Source organism: Stenotrophomonas sp. YIM B13575, assembly GCF_042787595.1.
In the GTDB taxonomy this organism is placed as follows: Bacteria; Pseudomonadota; Gammaproteobacteria; order Xanthomonadales; family Xanthomonadaceae; genus Stenotrophomonas; species Stenotrophomonas lactitubi_B.
Map to the genome: position 1 here is coordinate 12,358 of NZ_JBHZOP010000088.1, position 24,661 is coordinate 37,018.

At 67.1% G+C, this 24,661-nt stretch carries 24 protein-coding genes and 1 pseudogene; 2 read left to right on the forward strand and 23 right to left on the reverse strand.

Going from position 1 to position 24,661, the window contains the following annotated elements; translation table 11 throughout:
- Positions 1 to 26: 26 nt before the first annotated feature.
- The 5 genes from ACFX4F_RS14370 to ACFX4F_RS14390 form a co-directional block, all read right to left on the reverse strand.
- Complete coding sequence (locus ACFX4F_RS14370; protein WP_380656405.1) at positions 27 to 1,154, reverse strand: ABC transporter permease; 1,128 nt, start codon at positions 1,152 to 1,154, stop codon at positions 27 to 29.
- The gene (locus tag ACFX4F_RS14375; protein ID WP_099821080.1) at positions 1,151 to 2,338 is read right to left on the reverse strand and encodes an ABC transporter permease; all 1,188 of its coding nucleotides are present in this window, start codon (positions 2,336 to 2,338) and stop codon (positions 1,151 to 1,153) included. The genes ACFX4F_RS14370 and ACFX4F_RS14375 overlap by 4 nt, the downstream gene beginning before the upstream one ends.
- A complete protein-coding gene (locus tag ACFX4F_RS14380) occupies positions 2,323 to 3,336 on the reverse strand; it encodes an HlyD family secretion protein (RefSeq protein WP_380656410.1) in 1,014 nt (337 codons plus the stop codon). The genes ACFX4F_RS14375 and ACFX4F_RS14380 overlap by 16 nt, the downstream gene beginning before the upstream one ends.
- Positions 3,329 to 4,705 carry a TolC family protein gene (locus ACFX4F_RS14385; RefSeq protein ID WP_207761049.1) on the reverse strand — a complete coding sequence of 459 codons (1,377 nt, stop codon included), beginning with the start codon at positions 4,703 to 4,705 and terminating at the stop codon, positions 3,329 to 3,331. Before ACFX4F_RS14385 ends, ACFX4F_RS14380 begins: the two co-directional genes overlap by 8 nt.
- A gap of 111 nt (positions 4,706 to 4,816) precedes the next feature.
- Positions 4,817 to 5,710: a LysR family transcriptional regulator ArgP gene (locus tag ACFX4F_RS14390; protein WP_099821083.1), complete on the reverse strand. Its 894-nt coding sequence runs from the start codon at positions 5,708 to 5,710 to the stop codon at positions 4,817 to 4,819.
- Positions 5,711 to 5,814: 104 nt separating this feature from the next.
- Here ACFX4F_RS14390 and ACFX4F_RS14395 point away from each other — a divergent pair.
- A pseudogene (locus ACFX4F_RS14395) lies at positions 5,815 to 6,436 on the forward strand (LysE/ArgO family amino acid transporter).
- A 96-nt stretch (positions 6,437 to 6,532) separates the two neighbouring features.
- Here the strand turns inward: ACFX4F_RS14395 and ACFX4F_RS14400 are convergent.
- From ACFX4F_RS14400 to ACFX4F_RS14485, 18 genes are all read right to left on the reverse strand, one after another.
- A complete protein-coding gene (locus ACFX4F_RS14400) occupies positions 6,533 to 8,731 on the reverse strand; it encodes a TonB-dependent receptor plug domain-containing protein (RefSeq protein WP_380656414.1) in 2,199 nt (732 codons plus the stop codon).
- Positions 8,732 to 8,844: 113 nt separating this feature from the next.
- Positions 8,845 to 10,311: a M23/M56 family metallopeptidase gene (locus ACFX4F_RS14405; RefSeq protein ID WP_099821085.1), complete on the reverse strand. Its 1,467-nt coding sequence runs from the start codon at positions 10,309 to 10,311 to the stop codon at positions 8,845 to 8,847.
- On the reverse strand, positions 10,308 to 10,691 hold the full coding sequence (locus ACFX4F_RS14410) for a BlaI/MecI/CopY family transcriptional regulator (RefSeq protein ID WP_089239687.1): 384 nt from the start codon (positions 10,689 to 10,691) through the stop codon (positions 10,308 to 10,310). Before ACFX4F_RS14410 ends, ACFX4F_RS14405 begins: the two co-directional genes overlap by 4 nt.
- A 95-nt stretch (positions 10,692 to 10,786) precedes the next feature.
- Entirely contained in the window at positions 10,787 to 11,578 is a 792-nt protein-coding gene (gene map, locus ACFX4F_RS14415; protein WP_380656419.1) for a type I methionyl aminopeptidase, read from the reverse strand.
- Between the two features lie 10 nt (positions 11,579 to 11,588).
- Entirely contained in the window at positions 11,589 to 11,801 is a 213-nt protein-coding gene (locus ACFX4F_RS14420) for a ParD-like family protein (RefSeq protein WP_025873788.1), read from the reverse strand.
- A 67-nt stretch (positions 11,802 to 11,868) separates the two neighbouring features.
- Positions 11,869 to 12,228, reverse strand: coding sequence for a bleomycin resistance protein (locus tag ACFX4F_RS14425; RefSeq protein ID WP_380656422.1), 360 nt, complete (start codon positions 12,226 to 12,228; stop codon positions 11,869 to 11,871).
- 136 nt (positions 12,229 to 12,364) lie between these two features.
- The gene (locus ACFX4F_RS14430) at positions 12,365 to 13,249 is read right to left on the reverse strand and encodes a hypothetical protein (protein WP_380656425.1); all 885 of its coding nucleotides are present in this window, start codon (positions 13,247 to 13,249) and stop codon (positions 12,365 to 12,367) included.
- A 3-nt stretch (positions 13,250 to 13,252) separates the two neighbouring features.
- Positions 13,253 to 14,317, reverse strand: a complete 1,065-nt coding sequence (locus ACFX4F_RS14435; protein WP_380656428.1) for a GNAT family N-acetyltransferase — start codon at positions 14,315 to 14,317, stop codon at positions 13,253 to 13,255.
- Between the two features lie 32 nt (positions 14,318 to 14,349).
- Entirely contained in the window at positions 14,350 to 15,750 is a 1,401-nt protein-coding gene (locus tag ACFX4F_RS14440; RefSeq protein ID WP_089239694.1) for an aspartate aminotransferase family protein, read from the reverse strand.
- A gap of 48 nt (positions 15,751 to 15,798) precedes the next feature.
- The gene (locus ACFX4F_RS14445) at positions 15,799 to 16,485 is read right to left on the reverse strand and encodes an MtnX-like HAD-IB family phosphatase (protein WP_380656432.1); all 687 of its coding nucleotides are present in this window, start codon (positions 16,483 to 16,485) and stop codon (positions 15,799 to 15,801) included.
- A 161-nt stretch (positions 16,486 to 16,646) separates the two neighbouring features.
- Complete coding sequence (locus tag ACFX4F_RS14450) at positions 16,647 to 17,849, reverse strand: DegT/DnrJ/EryC1/StrS family aminotransferase (protein WP_380656435.1); 1,203 nt, start codon at positions 17,847 to 17,849, stop codon at positions 16,647 to 16,649.
- The gene (locus ACFX4F_RS14455) at positions 17,846 to 18,244 is read right to left on the reverse strand and encodes a DMT family transporter (RefSeq protein WP_380656438.1); all 399 of its coding nucleotides are present in this window, start codon (positions 18,242 to 18,244) and stop codon (positions 17,846 to 17,848) included. The genes ACFX4F_RS14450 and ACFX4F_RS14455 overlap by 4 nt, the downstream gene beginning before the upstream one ends.
- The gene (locus ACFX4F_RS14460; protein WP_089239702.1) at positions 18,241 to 18,600 is read right to left on the reverse strand and encodes an EamA family transporter; all 360 of its coding nucleotides are present in this window, start codon (positions 18,598 to 18,600) and stop codon (positions 18,241 to 18,243) included. The genes ACFX4F_RS14455 and ACFX4F_RS14460 overlap by 4 nt, the downstream gene beginning before the upstream one ends.
- 1 nt (position 18,601) lies before the next feature.
- Entirely contained in the window at positions 18,602 to 19,438 is an 837-nt protein-coding gene (locus ACFX4F_RS14465) for an alpha/beta hydrolase (protein ID WP_380656442.1), read from the reverse strand.
- Between the two features lie 79 nt (positions 19,439 to 19,517).
- On the reverse strand, positions 19,518 to 20,897 hold the full coding sequence (locus tag ACFX4F_RS14470; protein ID WP_099821096.1) for a sensor histidine kinase: 1,380 nt from the start codon (positions 20,895 to 20,897) through the stop codon (positions 19,518 to 19,520).
- The gene (locus ACFX4F_RS14475) at positions 20,894 to 21,565 is read right to left on the reverse strand and encodes a response regulator (protein ID WP_089239707.1); all 672 of its coding nucleotides are present in this window, start codon (positions 21,563 to 21,565) and stop codon (positions 20,894 to 20,896) included. Before ACFX4F_RS14475 ends, ACFX4F_RS14470 begins: the two co-directional genes overlap by 4 nt.
- A 131-nt stretch (positions 21,566 to 21,696) precedes the next feature.
- A complete protein-coding gene (locus ACFX4F_RS14480; protein ID WP_380656447.1) occupies positions 21,697 to 22,821 on the reverse strand; it encodes a metallophosphoesterase in 1,125 nt (374 codons plus the stop codon).
- A 74-nt stretch (positions 22,822 to 22,895) separates the two neighbouring features.
- Positions 22,896 to 23,345, reverse strand: a complete 450-nt coding sequence (locus tag ACFX4F_RS14485; protein ID WP_099821098.1) for a helix-turn-helix domain-containing protein — start codon at positions 23,343 to 23,345, stop codon at positions 22,896 to 22,898.
- 76 nt (positions 23,346 to 23,421) lie between these two features.
- Here ACFX4F_RS14485 and ACFX4F_RS14490 point away from each other — a divergent pair, with 76 nt between their 5' ends.
- Positions 23,422 to 24,606, forward strand: a complete 1,185-nt coding sequence (locus ACFX4F_RS14490) for an MFS transporter (RefSeq protein ID WP_380656451.1) — start codon at positions 23,422 to 23,424, stop codon at positions 24,604 to 24,606.
- The last annotated feature ends 55 nt before the right edge of the window (positions 24,607 to 24,661 follow it).

The window sequence follows — 24,661 nt, forward strand, 5'->3', positions numbered from 1 at the left end:
AGTCGGTTTCTCCCCTCCCGCGCCGGTTACGACTTGATCCCCTCCGTCCCCTTTTTGCCGTGCAGGCGCCAGAGGGCGAGGGCGCCGTACAGCACCAGCAGCACGGTCAGGGTGATCAGCTCGTGGCTGACCTCGGCCAGGCTGGCGTCCATCTGGTTGAGGCGCACCATCAGGTTGATGCCGGAGGTGGTCGGCAGCAGCTGCGCCAGCCACACCAGCGGGCGCGGGGTCATCACCGCCGGCCAGGACAGGCTGGCCAGGAAGAACAGCAGGATGGAGGTGGCGATGATGTACTGGAAGGCGCGTTCGCGGGTGCGGAAGAAGCTGCCGACGAACAGGCCGAACGCTACCGTGGCAGCGATGAACAGCGTACCGCCCAGCAGTTGCCCGAGCGGGTTGCCACCACGCGGATAGTCCTGCACCCAGGCGGTGAAGCCGGCGTACCAGAACAGCCCGAACAGCCCGATCAGGCCGAAGCCGAGGGCCATGCCGGTCAGGGTGGGCAGGTCGAACCGCAGGCGCCGGCCCAGCACCAGCCGGCGACCGCCGAGCAGGACGCCGATGCCCATCAGCAGCGTCTGGTGCACGATCAGTTCGGCCACGCCGGGCACGATCGCGCTGCCATAGCCTTCCTGCGTGTTGAACAACGGCCGCTGCACGAGAGTGATCGGTGGCGCCTGTGGCGCGCCCATGAACGCGGCCTGGGTGACTGCGGCTTCGCGGCCGAACGCGCCCAGTGCATCCGCCACGCTGCCCAGCACCCAGCTGGCGCGACCGAGATAGGCGCCGTTGCCGAGCAGTACCAGCTTGGCCGGATGGCCACGCAGGATGTCGCGCTCCAGGTTGGCCGGGATCAGCACGATGCCTTCGGCATGACCGGCCTCCAGCTGTGCACGCGCTTGCTGCAGGTCGGCCGGTTGCCCGACCACATGGGCCACGCGCAGCGAATCGAGCTTGCGCAGCAGTTCGCGGCTGGTCGCGCTGTGGTCTTCATCGACCACCAGCACGGGCAGGTTGCCAGCCACCTGGTGGCGATAGGCGGCGGGGTAGAAGAACGAGTACAGAATCACCGCGCCGACCATCACCACGATCGCGTAGCGGTCGCAGAGCACGGCCAGCAGGGTCTGCCGCAGGCTCTGCCAGATCCGGCTCATGCGCCAACCCCGGCGGGTTGCGCGGCCTGCGGCGTGCGCGCGAACACCAGCAGGCGCCAGCCACCGATGCCACCGGCGACCAGGATCATCAGCAGCAGCGTGGCCAGCGGCCACAGCGACACCACCAACGGCGAGCCGATGAACTGCTGCTGGGTCTGCAGCTTGATGTAGGCGCTGAGTGGCAGCAGCAGGTGCCAGACGCGGGTGAACAACGGCGCGTCGATCACGGGGAACGTGGCGCTGGAAAAGGCCAGCGCGGTGCCGATGCTCAGGCCCACGGCGGACAGGGCCGTGCCCATGTCGCGGGTGACGCCGACGAAGAACAGGGCATAGGCCGCGGTGGCGAAGTAGAGCAGGGGTTGTGCGAGCAGCAGCAGAACCACGCTGCCGGCGATGCCGTCGCCGCGCAGCCAGGCCAGGTAAGCCGCGCCCAGCGCGCCATACAGCGAGAACAGCAGCACGTAGGGCAGCACCTTGCCGGCAATGGCCGACCACGGCGTCTGGCCCAACCAGGCGGGCAGGGTGCCGTCGCGGATTTCGCGGCCGAGGCTGCCGGCCACCGCCAGCGCCAGTACCAGCGACAGTACCGCCGGGAAGATCAGTGGCAGCAGGAACAGCTCGTAGCTGCGGGCCGGATTGAACAGGATGTCCGACTGCACCGCGATGGGCGCGGCACGCAGCTTGCCCGGCCCGACCTGCAGGCCGATGCGTTCGCGCAGCAGCCGCGCGTTCCATGCCGACACCGCATCGCCGATATCACGCGCAGCGGACTGGCCGGTGGTCATGTAGGTGGCGTTGTAATAGGAAAACACCGTGCCCTGCCTGCCGCGCAGCGCCTGGCGGGTCACATCGCGCGGCACCAGCACCACCGCAAACACCTCCAGCCGGCGCAGCTGCGCGCGCGCCTCCTCCATGCCCGCCGGTTGGCTGGCGATGCGCACACCGGGGCTGGCATCGAGCATGCGCAGCAGCAGGCGGCTGTCGCTGCTGTGGTCCAGGTCGACCACGGCAATCGGCACATCGCGCATTACCGATGCGGAGAACATCCAGGCCATCACCACCAACATCAACAGCGGCAGCACGGTGACCAGCGCCAGGTCTGCACGGTTGCTGCGCAACCGGCGTAGTTCGCGCTGCCATGAGCCGCCGAAGCCGCCGCGGTCGGTATTCAGTGCTGCGGCCATGCGAACAGCACGCTCATGCCGGGGCGGAAGCCCTCGATGCGGCGTACCGGGCGCACCCGCACTTCGAAGCTGCGCACGTCATAGCCCGATGACTGGCGGGTGGTGCGCCAGGTGGCGTAGTCGCCCGCGGGATTGATGAAGTAGACCTCGAACTCGCCGTCCTTGCCGAGCGCCGGCACGCTGCCCTGCAGCTTGCTGCCGACCTTCAGGCCCTGCATCTGCGATTCGCGCAGGTTCATCGACACCCACATGCGGTCGATGTCGACCAGGGTGAACACCGGGTACCCGGCCGGTACCAGTTCGCCCGGGTCGGCCATGCGCTTGTTGATCTCGCCGGCCACCGGCGCGCGACCCTCCACTTCAACGCGTGCAGCGTTGACCTCCGCCACCGCGCCCTGGGCCTGCTGCACCTGGCCCTGCGCGGCACGCTTGTCCTGCTCGCGCGCACCGGCCAATGCCATGTCGTACTGAGCGCGGGCGGCGCGGGCCAGTTCGCGCGAGCTGGTGGCCTGGGCAGCGGCTTCGTCGCGCTTCTGCCGGGTCATCACCCCTTCGTTGAACAGGTTCTGCACGCGCCGGTAGGTGGCTTCGGCGAGGGTGGCGCCGGCTTCGGCGCGCTTCCAGTTGGCTTCGGCCGCGCGGATGTCTTCGCTGCGTGCGCCGTCGTTGGCCTTGTCGGCCACCGCCTGCGCCGCGGCCAGCGCGCCGTGCGCCTGCTGTTCCTTGGCTGCGACTTCGGGGCTGTCGAGCAGGAACAGTACTTGTCCGGCCTGCACGCGATCACCCTCGCGCACCTTCAGTTCGGCCACGCGCGCAGTGATCTTGGCCGACACGTTGAGGGTGTCGGCGTCGGCCATGCCCTGGATCTGGTCGGCGGGGCTGCGCCAGGCCAGCCATAGGCCCAGCACCACTGCTACCAGCAGCACCACCAGCAGAATCGGCCCCAGCCGGCGCTTGCCGGGGGGCGTCGTTGCTTCGTCGTGCAACACATCATTCATGATCGATCACCTCGTCTGCACGCCGCCGATGGTCTTCGAAGCGGTCCATCTGTCCACTCACCTCAAGCAACTGGGCCAAGGCGATATCGTATTGGTAGGCCGCCTGCGCACGTTCGACGCGGGCGCCGCCGAGGCCGAGCCGCGCATCGATCACGTCCAGCGAGGTGGCCTGGCCTTCGCGGAAGGCCAGCTCCTGCAGGCGCAGGTTCTCGTCGGCCTGGGCGATGCTGCTGTCCAGCAGCACGAACTGCTGGCGTGCGGTTTCCAGCTCATTCCAAGCCTTGCGCACACCCAGTGCGACCTGGTTCTCGGCCTCGCGCAGGCCGGCCTCGGCCTGCTCCTGCTGCGCGCGTGCGGCGCTGATCTGTGCCGGTCGCGAGTTCGGCGACAGGAAGGTGTACTTCAGGCCGATGCCGAACGCCCAGTCCGGATCGGTCAGCATTTCGTCGCGGCGCCGGAAGTCGTACTGGCCGAACAGGAATATCGTCGGCTTGAGCTTGGCCTGCTGCACGCGCACGCCCTGTTCGGCCTGCGCGACGATCGCCCGCAGGCGCGCGATCTGGGGCTGCCGTGCCTGTGCGGTGCGCTCGAAGCTGGCGACCGGTTCCAGAGGCGCGCGCTGCACGAACAGCGGTGACAGCGGCTGCACATCGCCGCCACTGCGCAGCAGGGTGGCCAGTGCAGCCTTCAGCGTGGCCAGGTCATTGAGCGTCTTCTGGTATTCGCGCTCGGCCTTGTCGCGGGCGACGGTAGCCTGCAGGCGCTGCGCGCGGGTAGCGAAGCCTTCGCGTTCCAGCTTTTCGGCATCGGACAGGTGGCGGTTCAAACCATCGCGCACATCGCGGCGTACGACTACGGCCTGTTCGGCCAGGCGCTGGCCGAAGTAGGCCTGCGCCAGTTGCACGGTCAACGACTGCCGCTGCGCTTCGCGCTCGGCGCTGGCCTGTTCGCTGGCCGCACCGGCAGCACGCTGCGCGGCGGGAATCAGGCCGCCGGTGTACAACGGCAGCACTGCAGTGACCACCGGCCGCGTGCGCCAGTCGCGTTCGGTGAACGACAGCGGCGAGTCGATGCCAAAGGCCTCGGCCACCGGTGCCAGCGAGCCCAGCGGCAGGGTCAGTGTCTTCTGGAACTGGAGGCGGCGCACTTCACCGGTGATTTCCGGCAGGCGCAGCAGGCGAGTGGCTTCCTGCAGTTCTTCCTTGTTGCGCACGCCGGCATCCGCAGCGGCCAGTGCGTCGGAGACCTGTTCCAGCCGCTGCCGCGCCTGTTCCCATTCCAGTGCGGGAGGCGCGCTGGTCTGCGCCGCCGCAGCCAGCGGCAGGCTGGCCAGCAGGGCCAAACCGGCAGCGCTGAGTGCGCGGTGCATCCTTGTCCGTGGGCAGCTCAGGCGCATGCCGTTCCTGTAGTGAAGAAGTGGGCAAACGGTAGTGGTCCGGGCGTGAAGCCGGGGTCTGCGGTAGTCTGGATCATGCTCTTTTCAACGTAGGGTGTTGCCAGCGGCGGTGCGCAGCGCCTGGGTGATGTGCTGCAGCGTGCTCGATCGCACGGCGGCATGCTGCCAGAACAAGGGTACGTCGAGCCAGCGACGAGGTTCCAGCACCACCACCTGCCCGGCCTGTACCGCTGGCGTAACCAGGGCCTCCGGAGCAAGGCACCAGCCGAGTCCACGCGCGGCAGCATCGACGAAGCCGGTGGAGGAGGGCAGGTAGTGTACGGGCGGTTGCAGGCGTGCGCGGGTCAGCCTGCGCAGGAAGCGCCATTGCAGTTCATCCTTGCGGTTGAACACGATCATCGGCGCCGACGCCAACGCGTCGGCCTGCATGCCCTTGCTGAAGTGGCGCCGCGCAAAGACCGGTGCGGCAATGGCGTGGTAACGCATCGCGCCCAGCGGATGCACGTTGCAGCCCTTCAGGGGGGTGCGTTCGGCGGTGACCGCGCCCAGCACGCTGCCGTTGCGCAGCAGTTCCAGGGTGTGGTCCTGGTCGTCCATGCGCAGGTCGAACAGGTAGCCGTGGCGCTGGTGCAGTTCGGCGATGGCGGCGACGAACCAGGTATCCAGCGAATCGTCGTTGACCGCCAGCGGGATCGGCGTGCGGATGGCATCGCTGCCGCGTTCCGGCAGCAGTTCGGCCAGCGCTTCGGCCTGCAGCGTCTGCATCGGCCGCACCCGCCGCAGTAGCACTTCACCGGCAGCGGTAGGCCGGCACGGCGCCTGCCGCACCACCAGCACCTGGCCCAGCCGGTCCTCAAGCGCCTTGATCCGTTGCGACAACGCCGACGGGCTGATCGACAGACGGCGTGCGGCGGCCTCGAAGCTGCCTTCTTCGAGCACCGCGGTGAAGGCGCTCAACTGCGGATGTACCAGGTCCACGCGGTGCCTCTTCAGTTTTTCTGCACAGGATAAAGAAAAACCAGCTGGCCTTAACGGGTCAGTTCGTCGCACCCTGCGCCTCCTTTCACGGTGGAGAGCGTCGGATGTGGATTGCTGCGGCCTTGGCCGGCCTGTTTGCGGGGGGCTGGCCTGATCATCGCCATTGGTGCCCAGAACGCCTTCGTGCTGCGGCAGGGGCTGCAGCGGCGCTACGTGGGCATGGTGGTGCTGGCCTGCATGGGCGCGGACATTGCGCTGATCCTGGCCGGCGTGGGCGGCATGGGGGCGCTGGTGCTGCAATGGCCGCTGCTGTTGCAGGTGCTGCGCTTCGGCGGGGCCGCCTTCCTGCTGTGCTATGGCCTGCAGGCCGGGCTGCGCGCATGGCGCGGTGGCAGCGCGCTGGCGGCGGCCGATGCCAGTGGTGGCAGCCGGCGGCAGGTGCTGCTGGCCTGCCTGGCCTTCACCCTGCTCAACCCGCACGTCTACCTGGATACGATGGTGCTGCTGGGCAGCCTGTCCACGCGCTATCCGGGTGAGCTGCGCTGGGCGTTCGCGGGGGGCGCCTGCGTGGCCAGCGTGGCCTGGTTCTGCACGCTGGGCTATGGCGCGCGCCTGTTGCAGCCTGTATTCCGCAGGCCAGACGCCTGGCGGGTGCTGGATGCAGGCGTGGCAGTCTTCATGTTCTGCCTCGCCACGCTGCTGCTGTTGCGCCCATTATCGCCATGAGTGCGTGACGCATGCCGCTGTTGCGTGTGCGATTCACCGATACGTCTCACGCGGCCGGGTATAGCGCGCTTGAGTTGTACTCCGTGCATATGCCAATCACAGCGAGAGCTCCCATTGCAGGCGAAGACTGGGGACAGAACGTCGGGTGTTGCGAAGCACCTGCGATCCGCCTTCGTCGAAACGCCACTGGCCGGTCTCGATGTCCTGTGCCAACAGATTCGAGGCGGTCAAGCGCAGCTTGCCGCGCCTTTCCGTTGCGTACTGTGCCCAGGCCTCAAGTTCGCGTCGGTAGGACGTGATGTCCAGCTCGCTCAGGCTGTAGCGTATTCTGCCTCCGCTGCGATGAGTGTACGCCAGGCCACTGCTCCACCGCGATGAAATGCGGTAATCGAGCGATGCACTGGCGGTGAATGGCACCTGGTCTTCTATCCGATTGTCAGGTCCGGGAAGATCCCTGACCCGGGAGTGGTTCCAGGTGGCGTTGCCGCGCAGCTCGATATCCGGCCCTCTGCGGAACAGACGTGCCAGCGGCATCCTGCCATCCATTTCGATGCCCCAGGCAATGGCGCGGGTACCATTGACCGGTGTCGATACCCAGCGCCCGTCACGTAGTACCGTTTCATTGCGGATCGGTGCGTCGATGCGGCGCAAGTAGCCGCCGACGCTCCCTTGTGTACCGTCACGGCCGTGGATTTCCCAGGCCGCATCCAGACCCCACGCCAGTTCCGGACGCAGCGCTGGATTGCCGATCTCGTCGGGGTTCAGTGGGCGGTTGTTGGTGGATGTGTACGGGCGCGGGACCAGTGAGCGCAGCGCCGGTGCGCGGAAGCTGCGGCTCAATGAGACCCGCAGCTGGTCCTTGCCCTTCGCACGCTTCCACAGGCCCTGCAGAACGGGCGTGAACACGCTGGTGCTGTGGCGCATCGTGGCGAAGTTACGCCCTTCGCTGCGGGTCTGCAGTTGTTCCCAGCGGCCGCCGATGTAGAGGGCACTGTGCGCTCCCAACGGAAACTCATCCTGCGCGTACAGCGCCAGGCGCTGCAGGCGCGCATCGAACGAAAGGTCGCTGACCGTTGATTGTTCGCTGGGGGAAGAGTGCAGCTGCTGTACTCGGGATTCGCGGCGTGAGTCCATGCTGCTTTCGGCACCGACCTGCAGCGTATGGCGCCCCCGCGCCGGGAGGGTCCACTGCACGCGGGTGGTGCCGCCCAGCACGTGCAGCTGCGCATCGGTGCGATCGAAAAGATTGTCCTGCTGTGCCTTGTCCTGCCCCTGTTCGCGAAAGCGGTAGTCTTCCCGGTTTCCGTCCACGGCCAGACGCAGGTTCAGGCTACCTCCATCCTGCAGTTTCTTCTCCCACTCTGCGCTGACCTGACCCTGGTCAAGGCGCAGGCGCGTGCGCTGCCGATAATGCGGAGTGCGTAGCGCCGGGCCCAGCAGCGTGTCCCAATCGATGTACATGTCACGACGAAAGTCGGAAGCATCCACCAAGGCCTGCAGCGAAAGGGTCGTGTCATCGCTGGCTCTGAACGTCAGTGAAGGCGAGAGCGAGACGCTGTCGCGTCGGCCGGTGGCACGCAGGCGCGATTGTCGATGCAGCAACGGCGCATCAACACCATCCCAAGCGTCTTCGCTGCCGTGTTCCTCGACCAGGAATGCGCGGGCGGTCGCCGTAGCGGTCAGCGAAAAATCGCGGTCGAGGTTGGCACGGCTCTGCCGCCAGCTTGCTGACGGGGTCATGCGCCCTTGGGTATCGGCCCATGAAACCGTCAGCCGTTGAGTGTCCTTTGCAACCGGTGCACGGGTGACGATGTTGAGTGTGCCGGCGATGGCACCCATGCCCTGATCAACGGAGGGCGCGCGCAGGATTTCGACGCGCTCGATCAGATCGGTGGCCAGTGAGTCCAGGCTGAAACCGGCGGGTGCGCGTTGGCCGTTCAACAGGATCTGCGTGTAGCCCGCGCCCAGGCCGCGCAGTGACACGGTGCCTGGGCGGCCCGGCGCGCCGCCTGAAACGCTGACACCGGGCAATCGCTTGAGTGCCTCCAGCAGGTCGGTGTCGCCGTGTCGCTGCAACGTATCGCGGTCCACCACAATGCGGCTGGCGGTGTCGTCACGGCGAGCGTCGTAGCGCTCGGCCTGGACCTGTACTGCATCCAGATCGGCCGTGATCGGAGGTGCGGGTGTCAGAGGCGGAGCGGCTGCAGCGGTCGTTGATCCTGTCAGACAGCCGATGGTGAACCATACGCTGGCGCGGGCGCGTACCGTTGTCGGGGAGGACGAAGATCGTTGCATTGTCGTGCAGTTCCTTTGTCGTGGTGCGAAAGCCGGTCGCAGCAGGCCCTCCCGCGGCCAGGTATCGAAACGATGCGTAGAGGGGGCGGCCGGGAGAGCCGCCGGTCATTGCCTTACTGCAGCCAGTCCTGTGGGTCCACGCGTGCTCCGTTGCGCAGCAGTTCCATGTGCAGGTGTGGACCGGTGGTACGCCCGGTGTTGCCGCTGCGGGCGATGGGATCGCCCCTGCGCACGCGCTGGCCTGGCTGCACCGCGAAGTCCTGCAGGTGTGCAAACAGCGATTGCCAGCCAGCGCCATGATCAATTACGACAACCGTGCCGTAGTTGGCGCCATCGGGATAGGCGTGCGTGGCGGCGATCACGGTGCCGTCGGCGGGGGCGAGCACGGCGGTGCCACGGCGCGCGGCGAAGTCGGTGCCGTGATGGGCGTTCTGGCGGAAGTCGGAGACGTGACCGAACACGCTGGTTACCCGCGCATTGGACAGTGGCATGAAGAATGACGGGGGTAGCGGCGTGGCTTCCACCAGGGTTACCGACGCGATGGGCAGTGGCAGTGTCAGTGACGTCGGTCCTGCCACCGCGGCGGCCTGTACGGTGGCCAGGCCGACTGTGCAGGCAGAGCCCAGTGCGAACATCAACAGGATGCTGATGATGCCTGGGCGGCGACCACCATCACCCTGCAGCATGTGCTGCAAGCGCACCTGATGGCCGCCGAAATCGCGATGGGTGAGGGCGCTGGCCGGCTGCACTGCCGTCGCGCAGCGAAGTGTCTGGACATAAGCGTGGGCCAACAGGCGGCCGTCGTTGGCAGCACCCCCTTCGGCCAGTGCACGTGCATCGCATTGCAGCTCGGCGGACAGTTGCATGCGCGCGGCAATGCGTCGAACGAAGGGATTGAACCAGTACAGTGCACCAACAAGCCGCATCAGCGCTGCGCGTTGGGGATCACGGCGCTGCAGGTGGGCCGCCTCATGGCCGATGACCAGGCGAAGCGTACGATCCGGCAGGGTCAGGCTGGCCGTGGGCAGGATGATCTGCGGCCGCGGCATGCACAGGGCGAACGGCGTACCGCTACCTTCTACAGTACGCACCGCGATGCCTTCCTGCCGCAGCCCCTGCACGGCGTGGCGCGATTGCGGGCCAGGCAACTGCACTGTCTGCAGCGCATGGCTGCCGCGCAGCAGGACCCACAACCGGCGGCTGGCCAACGCCCAGCGAACGAGGGCCAGCATGGCCCCTGCGATATAGACGGTCAGCAGCAGTGGCGTCAGCCAGGCCATCAAGGATTCGGTCGCCGCGAGCGCAGGCAGTTGCACGGGCAGCAGTACGCCGGTGCCGCTGTCCAGCGCAACAGGCAATGCGCTGGCCAGCTCCTGCAACGGTGTCGCCTTCACCGGCAGCAACAGTGCAAGCAAGGGGGGCAGCACCGCACACAACCATGCCCCCAGCCAAAAGCGCGCCGACGCGTGCGAAAGCCTGAGCAGTCGCTGCAAAAACTGCGCGCCGTACCAGACCAGGCCAGCCCCCAGCAGGCTCGCAGCGAGGCTGATCATCCACAAGGCGGTTGATGACAGGCTCATGGCTGGTCCTCGTCATCCTCGAGCAGCAGCGCCTGCAGTTGCTCGATTTCCTTGTCGCTCAGCAGGCGGCTTTCGGCGAACGCCTGGGTCGGCAGCGGCCCGTCGATCTCCAGCACGCGGCGGGCGAAGTCGGCACTGAGTGCGGCCAGCGTGGCTACCTTGCCGGCCCTTGCGGTGTATACATTCAGACCGTGCTGGCTGCCTTCTTTCACCAGGCCCTTGTCGACCATTCGTTCCAGCGTCTTGCGCGTGGACGAATACGACCAATCCAGCGTGGCGGCCGCCGCGTTGTGCAGTTCGCGTGCGCTGCAGGGGCCGTCGCGCCACAGGCACTTCAACAACTCCAGTTCGGCGTTGGAAGGTGTCGGAATGCGGGGCATGGTCAGACCTGTGCATTTGAACGATGTCGCAAGTGTGCGACATGTGTCGCATGTCGCGCAAGAGGGGGTATCGAGGCAGCGCGCAAGCGCTGAAGTCAGTCGGTCACCATCCGGTCGATGGCGCACAGCGGTGTTTCACCGGGGCGCAGGGTCAGCACGCGCACACCGCTGCGGGTCACGGCTACGGTGTGCTCGAACTGCGCCGACAGCTTGCCGTCACGGGTGTACACCGGCCATTCGTCGGGCTGTTGGCGGATCGCAGGCTTGCCCTGGTTGAGCATCGGCTCGATGGTGAACACCATGCCTTCCTGCAGTTCCATCCCGGTGCCGGCATGGCCGTAATGCAGGATCTGTGGCTCCTCGTGCATCTCCTGGCCGATACCATGGCCGCAGTATTCCTTGACCACGCTGTAGCCGTGGCTGCGGGCATGGCGGGCGATGGCGTGGCCGATATCGCCCAGGCGCGCGCCGGGCCGCACAGCGGCGATGCCCTTCCACATGGCCTGGTAGGTTACCTGCACCAGCTTGCGCGCGGCGTAGTCGACTTCACCCACCAGATACGTGGTGCTGGAATCGGCGATGTAGCCGTTCTTCTCCAGCGTGATGTCGAGGTTGACGATCTGGCCATTGCGCAGCACGTCATCGGCCGACGGCATGCCGTGGCAGATGACGTTGTCGATCGAGGCATTGAGCACGTACGGGAAACCGTACTGCCCTTTGCTGGCGGGCCGTGCCTGCAGGTCGTCGACGATCATGCGTTCGACGATGTCGTTGATCTCCAGAGTGCTGCGGCCCTGCAGGGGCAGGGCATCGAGCATGGCGAAGACCTGCGCCAGCAGTCGCCCGGACTCGGCCAGGCGGTCGATCTCGTCGGGGCGCTTGATCATGGCCATCGGCTCAGGCCCGCCCGGGCGCAAGCAGCTGCGGCTGCACGCCGGCGGCGCGCAGTTCGCTGGCGACGACGTCCTGGAAGCTCAGGGTCGGGTTCATCTCGCACAGCATGCCGACCCGGATCCAGAACGTGGCCTGGGCATTGATCGAGCGGTTGGAGACGGTGCAGGCACGGCGCAGCTGGTCGTGCAGGGTGTCATCGATGTTGACGATGCCCATGGGCGTTCTCGACAGGGAATATATGAAGCGTATACGAAACGTATATTCCCACTCAAGCCCGTGGCATTCAGCCAGCGTCCGTGGCGAAGCGCAGGCGGTTGCCGTCCGGATCGATGATCAGCATTTCCCGGCTTCCCCAATCCGTATCGTGTGGCGGCTGCTCGATGGGTACCCCCGCAGCGCCGAAAGTACGATGCAGGGCATCGACGTCGGCGACGATGAAATACACCGCGCCGCCCACTTCGCAGTCACCGGTGTGTTCGGTCAGGAAGATCGTCTGGCCCTCGCGGGTGAGCTGGGCGAACAGCGGGAAGCCGGATTCGAAGCGGTGCTCCCAGTCGATGATGAAGCCCAGGCCCTGTACGTAGAACGGCAGGCTGGTATCGGCATGGCGCATGCGCAGCTGCGGGATGACGGTCTGGGGCATGACGGCGGCTCCGGGGCGGGAGTCCAGTGTAGTGCCGAGCCATGCTCGGCTATCGCCATTTGTAGAGTCGAGCCATGCTCGACTCAGGGGACCGCGAACAGCAGCCGAGCATGGCTCGGCTCTACAAAAAAAGCGCTCAGCAGGCAGTCGGCACTGCGGCCATCGCCGCCAGCAGTTCGCGGTTCACCTGCTGGTGCTGCTGCTGCCATGCCGGCAGATCATCGGCGCTGATGTCGGGTTGCCCATCCAGCGACGACAACCAGCGCTTGAAACGGCTCTGGTAGTTGGGCAGTGACACCTCGCCGGTGATATCGCTGCCCACCAGTCCACCGGTGCGCAGGGCCTCGATCACCATCAGCGCATGTTCAAGCTGGAAGCGGCCCTGGTCCCAGTTGCTGCGTGCTACCTCTTCGGCGAACACGTCCTTGTCGATCGACAGATAGGTGGCCCGCGGCGCCTGCGCCTGTTCGGCGGCGAACGCTGCAACAAGTGCCTCGGGATGTTCGAAGCGGCGGAAGGCGCCTGCCATGCCCATGCGGCTGGCCCAGCCCACATCCACATCCATGCACCAGTAGGTCAGCCGCCGTCCCAGCAAGGGCCGCCAGTGGTTCTCCCACGCGTGGCCCACGCCGATATCGGTGGAGGTGATGCCCAGCACGTGCACATGCGATACCTGCGGCAACGCGGCAGCGGCATTCACCCAGGAACCGCAGTGCATGCCGAAGGGAAAGCGCATGTTGTCCGGATGGTTGTCCAGCACCACCAGCTGGAACGGGGCGCGCGTGTGCAGGCGCTGCAGCAGTGGCAGGCTGAGATGGTGGAAGTCGCCGCTGCCGAGCATGACCGTGCCGAGTTGTGCCGGCAGCGGCAACAGAACGTCATTGGCGAAGCGCGACAGCGTGGCGTTGCGGCAGGCAAAACGCAGCGGGTCATGCCAGTGCTGCAGCGCGAGCGTGCGTGCTTGCGACAATGGCAGTACGCCACCATCGAGGTCGAGGATCAGCGGGGGGCGCAGCTGCATCGGTCAGCCCCCTCCATCCGGCTCAGCCTGCAGGTGCGGGGCCAGCCTGCGCAGGGCGGCGCGCAGCAGCGGCGAACGCGCGTGCACCGCATGCACGGTGGAGGTGAAACTGGCTCCCAGTTCGGCCTTGATGCGTGAATCGGTCCAGCCCGCGACGTAGTGGCTGAGGCCGTGCTGCAACGCGTATTCCAGGTTGTGCATCCAGCTGACCGAATACAGGTTGTGGTCGCGCGACTGCGGATAGGACAGACCGATGTACTTGTCCACCAGCTTGCCGGCGTGCACGTAGCACAGGTTCCAGCCGATCAGCTCGCCGTTGTGGCGGTAAAGGAACAAGCGCCCCTGGCCCTGCGTGTCTGCCAGCAGGTGCTGGAAGAAGGGCAGGTCGAGCTGGTCAAAATGCACCGCGCTCTGTGCATATACCTGCAGGTACAGCGCGTGCAGTTCGGCCTGCAGCCGTGGCTCGGCAAGGGCGGGGTCGCCGGTAGCGATGCAGTCGATCTGCAGGTGGGCACGCGAGCGCAGTTTGCGCCGGATGTTCTTGCGCCGCGCAGTGGACAGGCGCGCCAGGTAGGTGTCGATGCAATCGAAATCGATCGCCACCCATGCCAGTGGCATGCCTTCCAGCTGGACGAACCCGCGTTCCAGCAGCGCCTGCAGGAACGCCTGGCTGTGCGCGTTGGCGGCGTCGTCCAGCAAGGGGGAATCGATCGCCAGATCCTTGACCACCAGCAGTCGACTGTCACCGACGCCGTGACGCAGCACGTCGTCGGCCAGTGCAGCCGCCGACACATGTGCCGGCAGCGGTGTGTACTCGGTGCTGGTGGCGCCGATGAACCGCGTCTGCCAGGTCAGCCACGGCCGCCACAGGCGCGACAGCGGCAGCCCCAATAGGCGCGAGCGCAGTGCATCGTCCAGGGTCGTGGTCAGATCCAGCGGTGCACGGAAGCTGGGCAGGCCACTGGGCAGGCGGCTGGCATCAAAGTCCAGGGGCGGGTGGGCCAGGAAGCCCTCCAGCAGCGCGGCCGGTTCCAGCGCGGTGCTGGAAACACGCGGGATCATGTCCATGCGGGGCACGGGAACCGGCAGCGCATTGCAGTTCAGCCCTTGGCCTTGGTCAACAGCTGGTCCAGCAGCGTGATCGCCAGATCGATCTCTTCGTAGGTGATGTTCAACGAGGGCGCGAAGGTGATCACGTTCTTGTACCAGCCACCGACATCGAGCACGAGGCCCATGCGCTTGCCGTCGTGCAGCAGGTCGCCGGCCAGGCCGATGTCGACCATGCGGTCCAGCAGCTCACGGTTCGGAGTGAAGCCATCGGCGGCGCAGATTTCTGCACGCAGGGCCAGGCCGAGGCCGTCGACATCGCCGATTTCCGGATGGCGTTTCTGCAGGCCGCGCAGGCCGTCGAGGAAGTAGGCGCCCTTCTCCGGCACGGTGCGCTCGTAGTCCATCTCCTTGCCCAGCTTCAGCACTTCCAGGCCCAGGCGCGTACCCAGCGGATTGGAATTGAAGGTGGAATGGGTGGAGCCCGGCGGGAACACGGTCGGGTTGATCAGCTCTTCGCGCGCCCACAGGCCCGACAACGGGTTGAGGCCGTTGGTCAGCGCCTTGCCGAACACCAGCACGTCCGGGGTGACATCGAAGTGTTCGATGGCCCACAGCTTGCCAGTGCGCCAGAAGCCCATCTGGATTTCATCGACGACCATCAGGATGCCGTACTTGTCCAGCACGCGCTTGAGGCCCTTGAAGAAGTTGCGCGGCGGAATGACATAGCCGCCGGTGCCCTGGATCGGCTCGACATAGAACGCGGCGTACTCGGCCTGGCCGACCTTGGGATCCCACACGCCGTTGTACTCGCTTTCGAACAGGCGCTCGAACTGGTGCACGCAGTGGTCGGAGTATTCATCCGGGGTCATGCCCTTCGGGCGACGGAACGGATACGGGAACGGGATGAACATCGCGCGTTCGCCGAAGTGGCCGTAGCGGCGGCGGTAGCGGTAGCTGGAGGTGATCGACGAGGCGCCGAGGGTGCGGCCGTGGTAGCCGCCTTCAAACGCGAACATCAGGCTCTTGCCGTTGCGCGCGTTGCGGACGATCTTCAGCGAATCCTCCACCGCCTGCGCGCCACCGACGTTGAAGTGCACGCGGCCATCGAGGCCGAACTTCTCGTGCATGTCCACCGCGATGGTCTTGGCCAGCTGCACGCGCGTGGGGTGCAGATACTGGCTGGCGACCTGCGGCAGGGTGTCGATCTGGTCCTTCAGCGCATTGTTCAGGCGCTGGTTGGCGTAACCGAAGTTGCACGCCGAGTACCACATCTGCAGATCGAGGTACGGGGTGCCGGCGGCGTCGAACATGTAGCTGCCTTCGCAGCGCTGGAAGATCTTCGGCGGATCGACGTAGTGCACGGTGTCGCCGAAGGAGCTGTAGCGGGCTTCGTCTGCCAGCAGCTGCGCATCGGTGATGGCGGCATCGGCGTTCTTGTCAAAAATATTCATCGGTTCGGTTCCGGAGAGGGCATTCGAAGGAAGCAACGGGCGGAGCGATCAGGCGGTGGCGAGCCGCCGCGGAAGCGAGGGCTGAAGCAGGCTGCCGTCGAGCAGGCGCGGCAGCAGCGCGGCAGCGTCGTGGAAGGTGTCGATGGCAGCGTGGGGGATGCCGGCGTTTGTGCAATGGGCAATGAGGCGACGCTTGGCGAACACGAAGTCGGCGTGTTCGGATACGCAGAAATCCGAGGCACCATCACCGATCATGAGCACGCGGGGTGCTTCGTCGGCACGTGCCTGCGCCGCGCAGGTGCACTTGCAGGTGCCGCTGCGGCAGCCTTCGGCCTGGTAAGGGGATTCCAGCTGCCAATGGCCGTCACACCAGCGCAGGTGGTTGGCCACGACAGGCAGCGGCGGCAGGCCATGGTTGGCGAGGATGCGATGGATCGCGTAGTCCAGCCCGTCGCTGACGATGCGCAGTGGCAGGCCCAACGCGTGTGCGCGATTGACGAAGGCGGCGAAGCCCGGATCGATGCGTACCTGATCCAGGTGTGCATCGAGGGTCGCCGGATCCAGCTTCAGCAGAAGGACCTGGCCCTGCATGCATTCACGCGAGCCGATCTCACCCGAACGCCACTGATCTTCCAGCTGCTGCCAGCCGGGCTGGCCGAACTTTTCCAACAGTGAATCGATGACGTCCTCGAGGCTGATGGTGCCATCGAAGTCACACAGGATGCTCCATTGCATGGGCAGCTCCGTCGATGAAGAGAGGCCTTGGCACGATGCCGGCGACGGGGCCAATGTAGGCAGGCCGTCTTTCTCGTTCCTTTCCGCCTGAAAGCACGAAGGGAGGCGCTCGGGAAGCGTTCAGCCAGTGACGCGGCGCAGGCCTTGCCGGGCTTCAGCTGCTACTGGCCCGCCAGTGCCTTCACGATCTCGCGGGTGTCTTCATGAGTCAGCCACGGGCTGTTGCCCAGCGTCAGCGAGCGGGCGGCGAAGTCGCGGGCATTGGGTACGTCCGCGTCTGCGACGATGCCGCGCAGATAGGCGTAGTCCGGCAGGGCATGGATGAACATGCGGCTGACACCCAGGCCGCGCTGCCACAGCGCGGACAGCGCCTTGTCACGCGCACGTTCACTGGGCAGCAGCAGCATCAGCATCGGCCAGGTGCCCTGGGTGCCAGGCATTCCGTCGACCACGTCAACGGCGGGCAGCGACTCCAGCTGCACGCGCAGCTGCAGCGCACGCAGGCGGGCCGCCTGCAGGAACTCGGGCAGGCGCTGTGCTGCGCGTGCACCGACGTTCTGCCGCCAACGGCTGACGCGATGCTGCGGAATCTCCAGCGGAAACACATCGCCCACCGCAGCTTCCAGATCGCCGCTGCGCAGGGCGCGCCGCAGCGGGTTTCCATACACCAGCGACAGCAGGGGAGGGCGGTAACAGGCTGCCAGGCCCAGCAGCTGCAGGCTGCGGGTCAGCTCCCAGCGCAGGCTGAAGGGCGTGTGTGCTGCGGCCTGCTTGATCAATGCCGCACGCAGTGCTTCGTCGCGCGTCAGCAGCAGGCCACCCTCATGCAGGCTCAGTCCCTTGCCGGCGGCCAGGCTGAAGAAGCCGATATCACCGCGCAGACCGACGCTGTTGCCGGCCACACGGGCCCCCAGCGCCTGCGCAGCGTCCTCGATCACCCACGCGCCGACGCGGTGCGCAATCGCACATGCGCGATCGACATCGGCGATGCGCCCGCCCAGATGCGTGGGAATGATCGCCAGGGTGCGTGCATCGGCTGCGGCGTGCAGTGCCGCCGGGTCGAAATCGAAATGGTCGCGGCGGCTATCGCACAACTGTATGCGCAGGCCGAGGCTGTGCACGGCAATTGGCACCAGCGGACAGGTGTAGGCCGGCAGGATCACCGTATCGCGTTGCGGCGCGCGCCTGCGCAGGGTGCGCAGGGCGGTCAGCAGGGCGTGGGTGCCCGAGCAGGTCAGCTGCAGCGGCGGCGTGCCCAGCTGCTCGGCGAGAATCGTGCACAGGTCACCGCCGCCGGGAAGGAAATCACCGGCCTGCAGTGGCAGGCCGGCGGTGGGCGGCAACTCGCGCGACAGCAGGCTCACGGGGATGGTTCAGTTGCAGCGTGCGGATCATCCGCTTCGGCACGCCCCAGGCAGATGATGCCGGCCACGATCAGCACCGCACCGATCAGGTGATGCAGCGTCAATGGTTCGTGCAGCAGCCACGCCGACAGCAGCAGCACGCTGATCACTTCCAAATGAGATGCGGCGAACGCAGGTCCGATCGGCGCATGCCGCAGCAGGCTCATCCAGGTGAAGAACGCGCCGACGTAACCGAGCATCGCGCCGTATACCCAGGGCTGTGACAGCACACGCAGCAGCCACGCGCTGTTGGCCTCGACCGGCAGCGCGGCGTCTCCCGCGTACTTGAAGCACAGCTGGGCCAGGGTGTCGAAGGCCATCAGCAGCGGGAAACCGACCAGGTACAGCCGCCTCATGTTCCGGCTCCGACCACGGCGACACCGGCACTGACCAGCAGCATGCCGGTCACCCGCAACGGCGTCAGCCGCTCGCGGAACAGCAGGCGGCCGGCAACCATCAGCGCGACGATGTTGATCGAGCCGAGCAGCACGCCCTGCGACAACGGAACCAGCGACAGGAAAGCGATCCAGGCGACGAATTCAAGCACATAGCAGGCGATGCCCAGCCACAGCCAGGGGCGGCCGAACATGTGCTTCCAGCGCTGCAGGCCTTCGCCGTCCTGCGGGTCGCTGGCGGCGGCCTTGAAGGCCAACTGGCCGCCGGTGTCGAGCACCACGTTGACCAACCACAGCAGGGTGGCAAGCGATCCCATCTCAGGCGACCGCCTGCAGCACGCCCGCACGTTCGCCGATGTCGCTGAAGAAGCGCGCGCTGCGGCGGATCACCTCGCGCCGTTCACGATCGATGGTGATCATGTGGTAGCTGTCTTCCAGCACCACCAGTTCGGTCGGTCCGCTGACGCGTGAGATCACCAGCTCGGCATTGCCCATGCTGGCCACGTCGTCCTCGCGGGCGTGCATCACCAGGCACGGTGCCGTGACCTGGTGCAGGTGACGGCGCGTCCAGGTGCTCAGTGCGCGCATCTCGGCCAACGCATGCCACGGATTGCCCGGCAGGCCGGCGGCGGCACTGTCACCGGACAGCATGGCGGCGCTGACCTGCGCGCGCAGGCGCTCGTCGCGCAGGCCGTACGGCGGCTCTTCCATGAACATGCGGTCGCGGCCGATGCCCAGGCGCTTGAACCACGGCAACAGGAACGAGAAGCGCGCAACTGCCGGAATGTTCCAGCCGTCGTAGCGGAAGGTGGCGCCGTACACGCCCACGCCGGCGACCCAGTCCGGCCGGCGCGCGGCCAGTGCCAGCGCCAGCACCGCGCCCATCGACAGCCCGCCCACGAACAACTGGTCGACCTTGCCGCGCAGGTTTGCCGCCGCATCTTCCACTCCCTGGTACCACTGTTCCCAGCGGGTCTGCAGTAGATCCTCGACGCTGCCGCAGTGGCCCGGCAACTGCACGCCGTGCACGCTGAAGCCGGCGTTGTTCAGGCCTTTGCCCAGCATGCGCATCTCGGCCGGCGTGCCGGTCAGGCCATGGATCAGCAGGACACCCTGCGGGCCACCGGGAAGAAAGAACTCATGGGATGCAGGCACCAGTCGGCTCCAGCGCGGCAGTCGGGAAGCTCAGCATCGCAAGCGCGATTTTCGGCAACCTTTCAACGGCCGGGCTGGATCAAGGGCCCTTCAGCAACGGTATGGTGATGGACACCTTCAGGCCGCCACCGGGGCGGTTGAGGTAACCCAGGCGCCCGCCCAGATGCTCGACGGCCTCATGGGCGATGGCCAGGCCCAGGCCGGTGCCGCTGGCGGCAGTGCCGGGCGCGCGGAAGAAGCGTTCCCCCAGCCGCGACATCACGTCCTCGGGTACGCCCGGGCCGTTGTCTTCGACGTACAGCTCTACATCGTTGTCGTCCAGCGCCTGCACGCCCACCGTGACCGTTGCATCCACGCCGGCGTAGCGCAGTGCGTTGTCGATCAGATTGTCCAGCGCCTCGTGCAGCAGGGCGCCGTTGCCCAGTATCCGCACCGGCTGCTGCGGTCCCAGGTAGCCCAGGTCGATGCCGTCGCGGATCGCTTCAGGCACGCGCATGCCCACCCATTGCGGCACCAGTTCGGACAGGTCCAGCGCCTCCACCGTCTCCGGCACGGTCTGGGCACGGCTCAACGCCAGCAGCTGGGTGCTGACGCGCGCGGTTCGCTGGTTGAGCCGGCGGATGTTCTGCAGCGCTTCGCGCACGGTCTCTGGATCGCCGTGGGCCAGTGCCTGGTCCACGTGCAGTGCCATGCCCGCCAGCGGCGAGCGCAACTGGTGGGCGGCATCGGCAATGAAGCGGTTCTGCAGCGTGATCATTTCCGCCTGCCGCGCGAACAGGCCGTCGATGGTGCTGATCAGCGGCTGGATCTCCTCGGGCACGTCGGCATCGGAAATCGGTGCCAGTTCGCCGCGGCGCTGGGCCAGGCGCGAGGTCAGCGGGGTCAGGATACGCAGGCCGTGGGTGACGCCGAACCAGACCAGCGCCGCCATTCCCAGGGCCAGCATGGCCATCAAGGGAATGACGATCATCAGGATCTCGCGTGCGCGCTGGCGGCGGTCGGCCATGCTTTCGGCCACGGTCACCGCCAGCTGGTCCTGCGGATCGTTCATCGCCTGGGTGCAGACCGTCGACATGCGCACCTGCTGGCCGTTCAATTCACCTTCGTACAGCGCCGGGTGCGTGCCGCTGCAGTCCTGCGACGGTGCATAGGCGCTGAAATCGGCGTTGCCGGCGATGGTGCCCAGGCGGCTGCTGTCGACGTTGAAGTAGCGATGACCGTCGGGGTCGTACTCGATGAGGAAACGTGCCTGCGGCGACAGGTCGCTGCTGACCGGCATGGTGCTGAGCATCTGCGCGAACGACACGGTGTCGTCGGTCAGGTTGCGGTCGTGGATGCGGTTGGAGTAGTCCAGCGCCACGTAGTACGCCAGCAGCGTGTTGAAGGTCAGCAGGCCCAGCATCGGCAGCGCCAGGAAGGCGAGCAGACGCCGTCGCAGGCTGGGCGGTCCGCTGATCACGGGCTGGCGTCTTCCAGCATGTAGCCGAGCCCGCGCACCGTGCGGATGCCCATGCCGCCCGGCTGCAGCTTGCGGCGCAGGCGATGCAGGGCGATGTCCAGGCCATTGTCGGTCAGGTCCTGGCCCCAGTCGCACAGGGCCTCCACCAGCTGCGCGCGGGACACGATGCGTTCGGCACGCACTGCCAGGGCGGACAGCAGGCCGAATTCGCGCGCGGTCAGCTCCAGCGTCTGCTCGTCTATCCACACCCGGTGCCCGGTCAGGTCCAGGCGCAGCCGGCCGATGCGCAGGTCAGGATTGCCGTTGCTGGTGACCCGGCGCAGCTGCGCGCGCACGCGTGCTTCGAATTCGTCCAGCGCAAAGGGTTTGACCAGGTAGTCGTCGGCCCCCAGGTCGAGCACGCGCACGCGCTCGGCCAGGCCATCGCGTGCGGTGACCACCAGCACGGCCAGGCCATCGCCGCGCTGGCGCAGCCGCTGCAGCACATCGCGGCCATCCAGCTGCGGCAGGCCAAGATCCAGCACCAGCAGGGCGTACTGGGTGGAATTCAGTGCGGCATCGGCATGCGCGCCGTTGTCCACGTGGTCGACCACGTGGCCCTGCCGGCGCATCGAGGCGCACAGGCCGGAGGCGATGTCGGGGTCGTCTTCTGCGATGAGAACGCGCATGGGCGGGGCTCCTGGGGGCGGATGGGCCGCCCGCTGGACAGGGCGGGCCTCTCGGCTGCCGAGGGTAGCGGCAAACCGGGTGCAGGTGGCGGGCGTGGGGTGCCTGGGCCGGCCCGGCGCTGGCCCTTCGTTCAGTCCTGCAGGCCGGGCTCGCCCTTGGCCAATGGCACCCGCGAACCGTCCAGCAGGCCGCGACTGAGCTTGCCGTCCTCGATGAACAGCAGTTCGCCGTTCTCGCCATTCTTGATGCTGCTGTCGATGGCGATCACGCGGTCGTCGTGGAAGCTGCTGACGTGTGGCATGGAGGTGTGGCCGACCACGATGCGCTTGAGCTGGAGGCGGTCGAGCACCGCCTGCACGCCCTGCGTGTCCAGGCGTCCGTCGAAGTAGCCGCGGTACCAGATCGGGCTGGTCTTGCCGTCGTACAGCGGTGCAGTGGCGGGGTCTGCCTTCACCTCGGCCTTGGGGATGCCCAGCGAGGCCTGGTAGGCGGCGTTGGTGCGGGCCGGGTTCAATGCCATCTGCACGGCATCGGGCGAGATGCCGCCGTGCAGGAACAGGGTGTCGCCGATCTGCAGCAGCACCGGGCGCGTGCGCAGCCACTGGCCGATCACCGAGTCGGCAGCATACAGCTGCGGATAGCTGCGACCGAGCAGCTGCGCGCTGCGCAGGTACTTCGGGTTGACGTAGCGCAGGTCGTCGTACAGCACCATGGTCTCGTGGTTGCCGAGCACGAAATGCACCGCGCCACCGGCCGCCGCCGCCTGCTGCTGCAGGCCGTACAGCAGCCAGAACGCTTCGGTCACCCGTGGGCCGCGATCAAACACGTCGCCCGCGATCACCAGCGTGTCCGCGCCCAGTGCCCAGCGGTCCTGTGCGTCGATCACCTGGTTGGCGCGCAGCAGGCGGACCAGCAGGTCGTACTGGCCGTGGATGTCGGACACGGCGACGATGCGGGGCACGGCGGGCAGCACGGATGCCGACGGGGCATTCGGCGGCAGCACATGCACCGCATGCGGATAGCCGCAGTGCACGGCAATGTCCGCGCCCTCGCTGCCGGCGTGCACGGTCTGGGTTTCCACCTGGTCCTGGCAGATCCACTGCGCTTTCAGCTGGGCGCCTTCACGGAACACGTAAGGACCATCGCTGTCGACGTGTTCTGCGGGTGCTGCCACGTCGCGGGCCGAGGCCAATGGTGCGGCCAGCAGCAGGGCCAGCGGCAGCAGGATCGACAGGGGTCGGGCGTAGTTCGGCATCGGCGGCATTCAGCGACGGAGGACAACCGATGCTAACCGCCCGGGGACGTCGCCGGTGTGCGTGAACGGGCGGATCAGGCCCGGCCGCCTCCTTCCTTGAGCTTGCGTACGCGGGTATCGGCGGCGCGCAGGGGCTGGCCATCGCGTCCGTGCGGTTGCATGTAGGGCAGCGGCCGGCGGCTGCTGGATTCGATCAGCTGCGAGTGTGCCTCGCCTGCAGCGAAGCGATGCCGTTCTCCCCATTGCCGCAGGGCGACCAGCAGCGGGAACAGGTCCTGGCCGGCTGCGGTCAGCACATAGTCCTGGTAGGCGCTGCCATCGGCGGCAGGCTGCTGCACCAGCAGCCCCGCCTCGACCAGTCGCCGCAGGCGGTCGCTGAGGATGTTGCGCGCCGCGCCCAGGCTGCGCTGGAAGTCGCCGAAGCGGCTGATGCCATCGAAGGCGTCGCGGATGATCAGCAACGCCCAGCGGTCGCCAAGCAGATCGGCGCTGCGGGCCACGGGGCAGGGGCTGTTGGCGTGCATGGTGGACTCCATCGATTGTGGTTGCAGTTTAAAACCAGTGGCGCTACCGTGCACGTAGTTTCAAATTGCAACCACAATGATGATGCCTTCGCTGTCCCGCCCGTTGTTGGGCCTGCTCGCCATTGCTGCCGGTGCCAGCGTGGCCAACGTCTACTTCGCGCAGCCGCTGCTGGAGCGCCTGGCCCACGATTTCGCCCTGGATGCTGCGGTGGCCGGTGCACTGCTGGCTGCCACCCAGGCCGGCAGCGTGCTGGCCCTGCTCGGATTGCTGCCGCTGGCCGACCGTGGCGACCGTCGCCGACTGCTGCGGGTGCAATTGCTGGCGCTGGTGGTGGCACTGCTATGGCTGGCCGCCGCCCGCAGCACCGCATGGTTGCTGTCGGGCATGCTGCTGGCGGGGCTGCTCGGTACGGCGCTGACCCAAGGGTTGATCGCCTACGCCGCCAACCTCGCTGCACCGGAGCAACGCGGGCGGGTGGTCGGCATGGTCCAGGGTGGCGTGTTCATCGGCCTGCTGTCGGCACGCGTGGTGTCCGGGGCGGTCGCCGCCGTGGCGGGATGGCGCGCGGTGTACCTGCTGTCGGCATTGTTGATGGCAGCGCTGGCACTTCTGCTGTGGCGGCGGCTGCCGCACGTACCGGTGCCTGCAATGGCGCCGGCGTGGCGCGAGCTGCTGCGCTCCATGGTGCAGATGCTGCTGCAGGATCGGGCACTGCGCGAACGTGGGCCATTGGCACTGCTGTTGTTTGCCGGTCTCAATGTGTTCTGGGCGGCGATGCCACTGCCGTTGTCAGCGCCGCCCCTGAGCTGGTCGACCGCTGGCATCGGCGCGCTGGGCCTGGCCGGCATCATCGGCGCGCTGCTGGCAGCAAGGGTCGGGCACTGGATGGATCGTGGCTTTGCCCATCGGGTGAGCCTGGGGGCGCTGCTGCTGATGCTGGTCGCCTGGGTGCCGCTGCTGGGCCTGTCGCACTCACTGGCCCTTTTGCTGCTGGGCGTAATAGTGCTGGACCTGGGCGGGCAGGCATTGCATGTGTCCAACCAGGCCCTGCTGCTGCGTGCACCGGCCGAACAGCATGGGCGCCTGGTGGCGCTGTACATGCTGTTCTATGCGGTGGGCAGCGGTGCGGGCGCCGCCGCAGGCACCTGGATGCAGGCGCGCTACGGGTGGCCGGCGGTGTGCGTGCTGGGAGCGGGAATCGCCCTGCTGGCCTTCGCGTGGTGGGCGGCGTGGCGCATTCCGCGCAACGCCGCCGCGTAGCACCGAATCTGTTCGAGGCCCTGCCGCGCGCGCTGCAGGCTCAACGTTGCAGCGC

Bases quoted from the DNA above. Each gene is read 5' to 3' on its own strand.
- ACFX4F_RS14370 (WP_380656405.1), bottom strand. From the start codon at position 1,154: ATGAGCCGGATCTGGCAGAGCCTGCGGCAGACCCTGCTGGCCGTGCTC.
- ACFX4F_RS14375 (WP_099821080.1), bottom strand. From the start codon at position 2,338: ATGGCCGCAGCACTGAATACCGACCGCGGCGGCTTCGGCGGCTCATGG.
- ACFX4F_RS14380 (WP_380656410.1), bottom strand. From the start codon at position 3,336: ATGAATGATGTGTTGCACGACGAAGCAACGACGCCCCCCGGCAAGCGC.
- ACFX4F_RS14385 (WP_207761049.1), bottom strand. From the start codon at position 4,705: ATGCACCGCGCACTCAGCGCTGCCGGTTTGGCCCTGCTGGCCAGCCTG.
- ACFX4F_RS14400 (WP_380656414.1), bottom strand. From the start codon at position 8,731: ATGCAACGATCTTCGTCCTCCCCGACAACGGTACGCGCCCGCGCCAGC.
- ACFX4F_RS14405 (WP_099821085.1), bottom strand. From the start codon at position 10,311: ATGAGCCTGTCATCAACCGCCTTGTGGATGATCAGCCTCGCTGCGAGC.
- ACFX4F_RS14410 (WP_089239687.1), bottom strand. From the start codon at position 10,691: ATGCCCCGCATTCCGACACCTTCCAACGCCGAACTGGAGTTGTTGAAG.
- map (WP_380656419.1), bottom strand. From the start codon at position 11,578: ATGATCAAGCGCCCCGACGAGATCGACCGCCTGGCCGAGTCCGGGCGA.
- ACFX4F_RS14420 (WP_025873788.1), bottom strand. From the start codon at position 11,801: ATGGGCATCGTCAACATCGATGACACCCTGCACGACCAGCTGCGCCGT.
- ACFX4F_RS14425 (WP_380656422.1), bottom strand. From the start codon at position 12,228: ATGCCCCAGACCGTCATCCCGCAGCTGCGCATGCGCCATGCCGATACC.
- ACFX4F_RS14430 (WP_380656425.1), bottom strand. From the start codon at position 13,249: ATGCAGCTGCGCCCCCCGCTGATCCTCGACCTCGATGGTGGCGTACTG.
- ACFX4F_RS14435 (WP_380656428.1), bottom strand. From the start codon at position 14,317: ATGGACATGATCCCGCGTGTTTCCAGCACCGCGCTGGAACCGGCCGCG.
- ACFX4F_RS14440 (WP_089239694.1), bottom strand. From the start codon at position 15,750: ATGAATATTTTTGACAAGAACGCCGATGCCGCCATCACCGATGCGCAG.
- ACFX4F_RS14445 (WP_380656432.1), bottom strand. From the start codon at position 16,485: ATGCAATGGAGCATCCTGTGTGACTTCGATGGCACCATCAGCCTCGAG.
- ACFX4F_RS14455 (WP_380656438.1), bottom strand. From the start codon at position 18,244: ATGAGGCGGCTGTACCTGGTCGGTTTCCCGCTGCTGATGGCCTTCGAC.
- ACFX4F_RS14460 (WP_089239702.1), bottom strand. From the start codon at position 18,600: ATGGGATCGCTTGCCACCCTGCTGTGGTTGGTCAACGTGGTGCTCGAC.
- ACFX4F_RS14475 (WP_089239707.1), bottom strand. From the start codon at position 21,565: ATGCGCGTTCTCATCGCAGAAGACGACCCCGACATCGCCTCCGGCCTG.
- ACFX4F_RS14480 (WP_380656447.1), bottom strand. From the start codon at position 22,821: ATGCCGAACTACGCCCGACCCCTGTCGATCCTGCTGCCGCTGGCCCTG.
- ACFX4F_RS14485 (WP_099821098.1), bottom strand. From the start codon at position 23,345: ATGCACGCCAACAGCCCCTGCCCCGTGGCCCGCAGCGCCGATCTGCTT.
- ACFX4F_RS14490 (WP_380656451.1), top strand. From the start codon at position 23,422: ATGATGATGCCTTCGCTGTCCCGCCCGTTGTTGGGCCTGCTCGCCATT.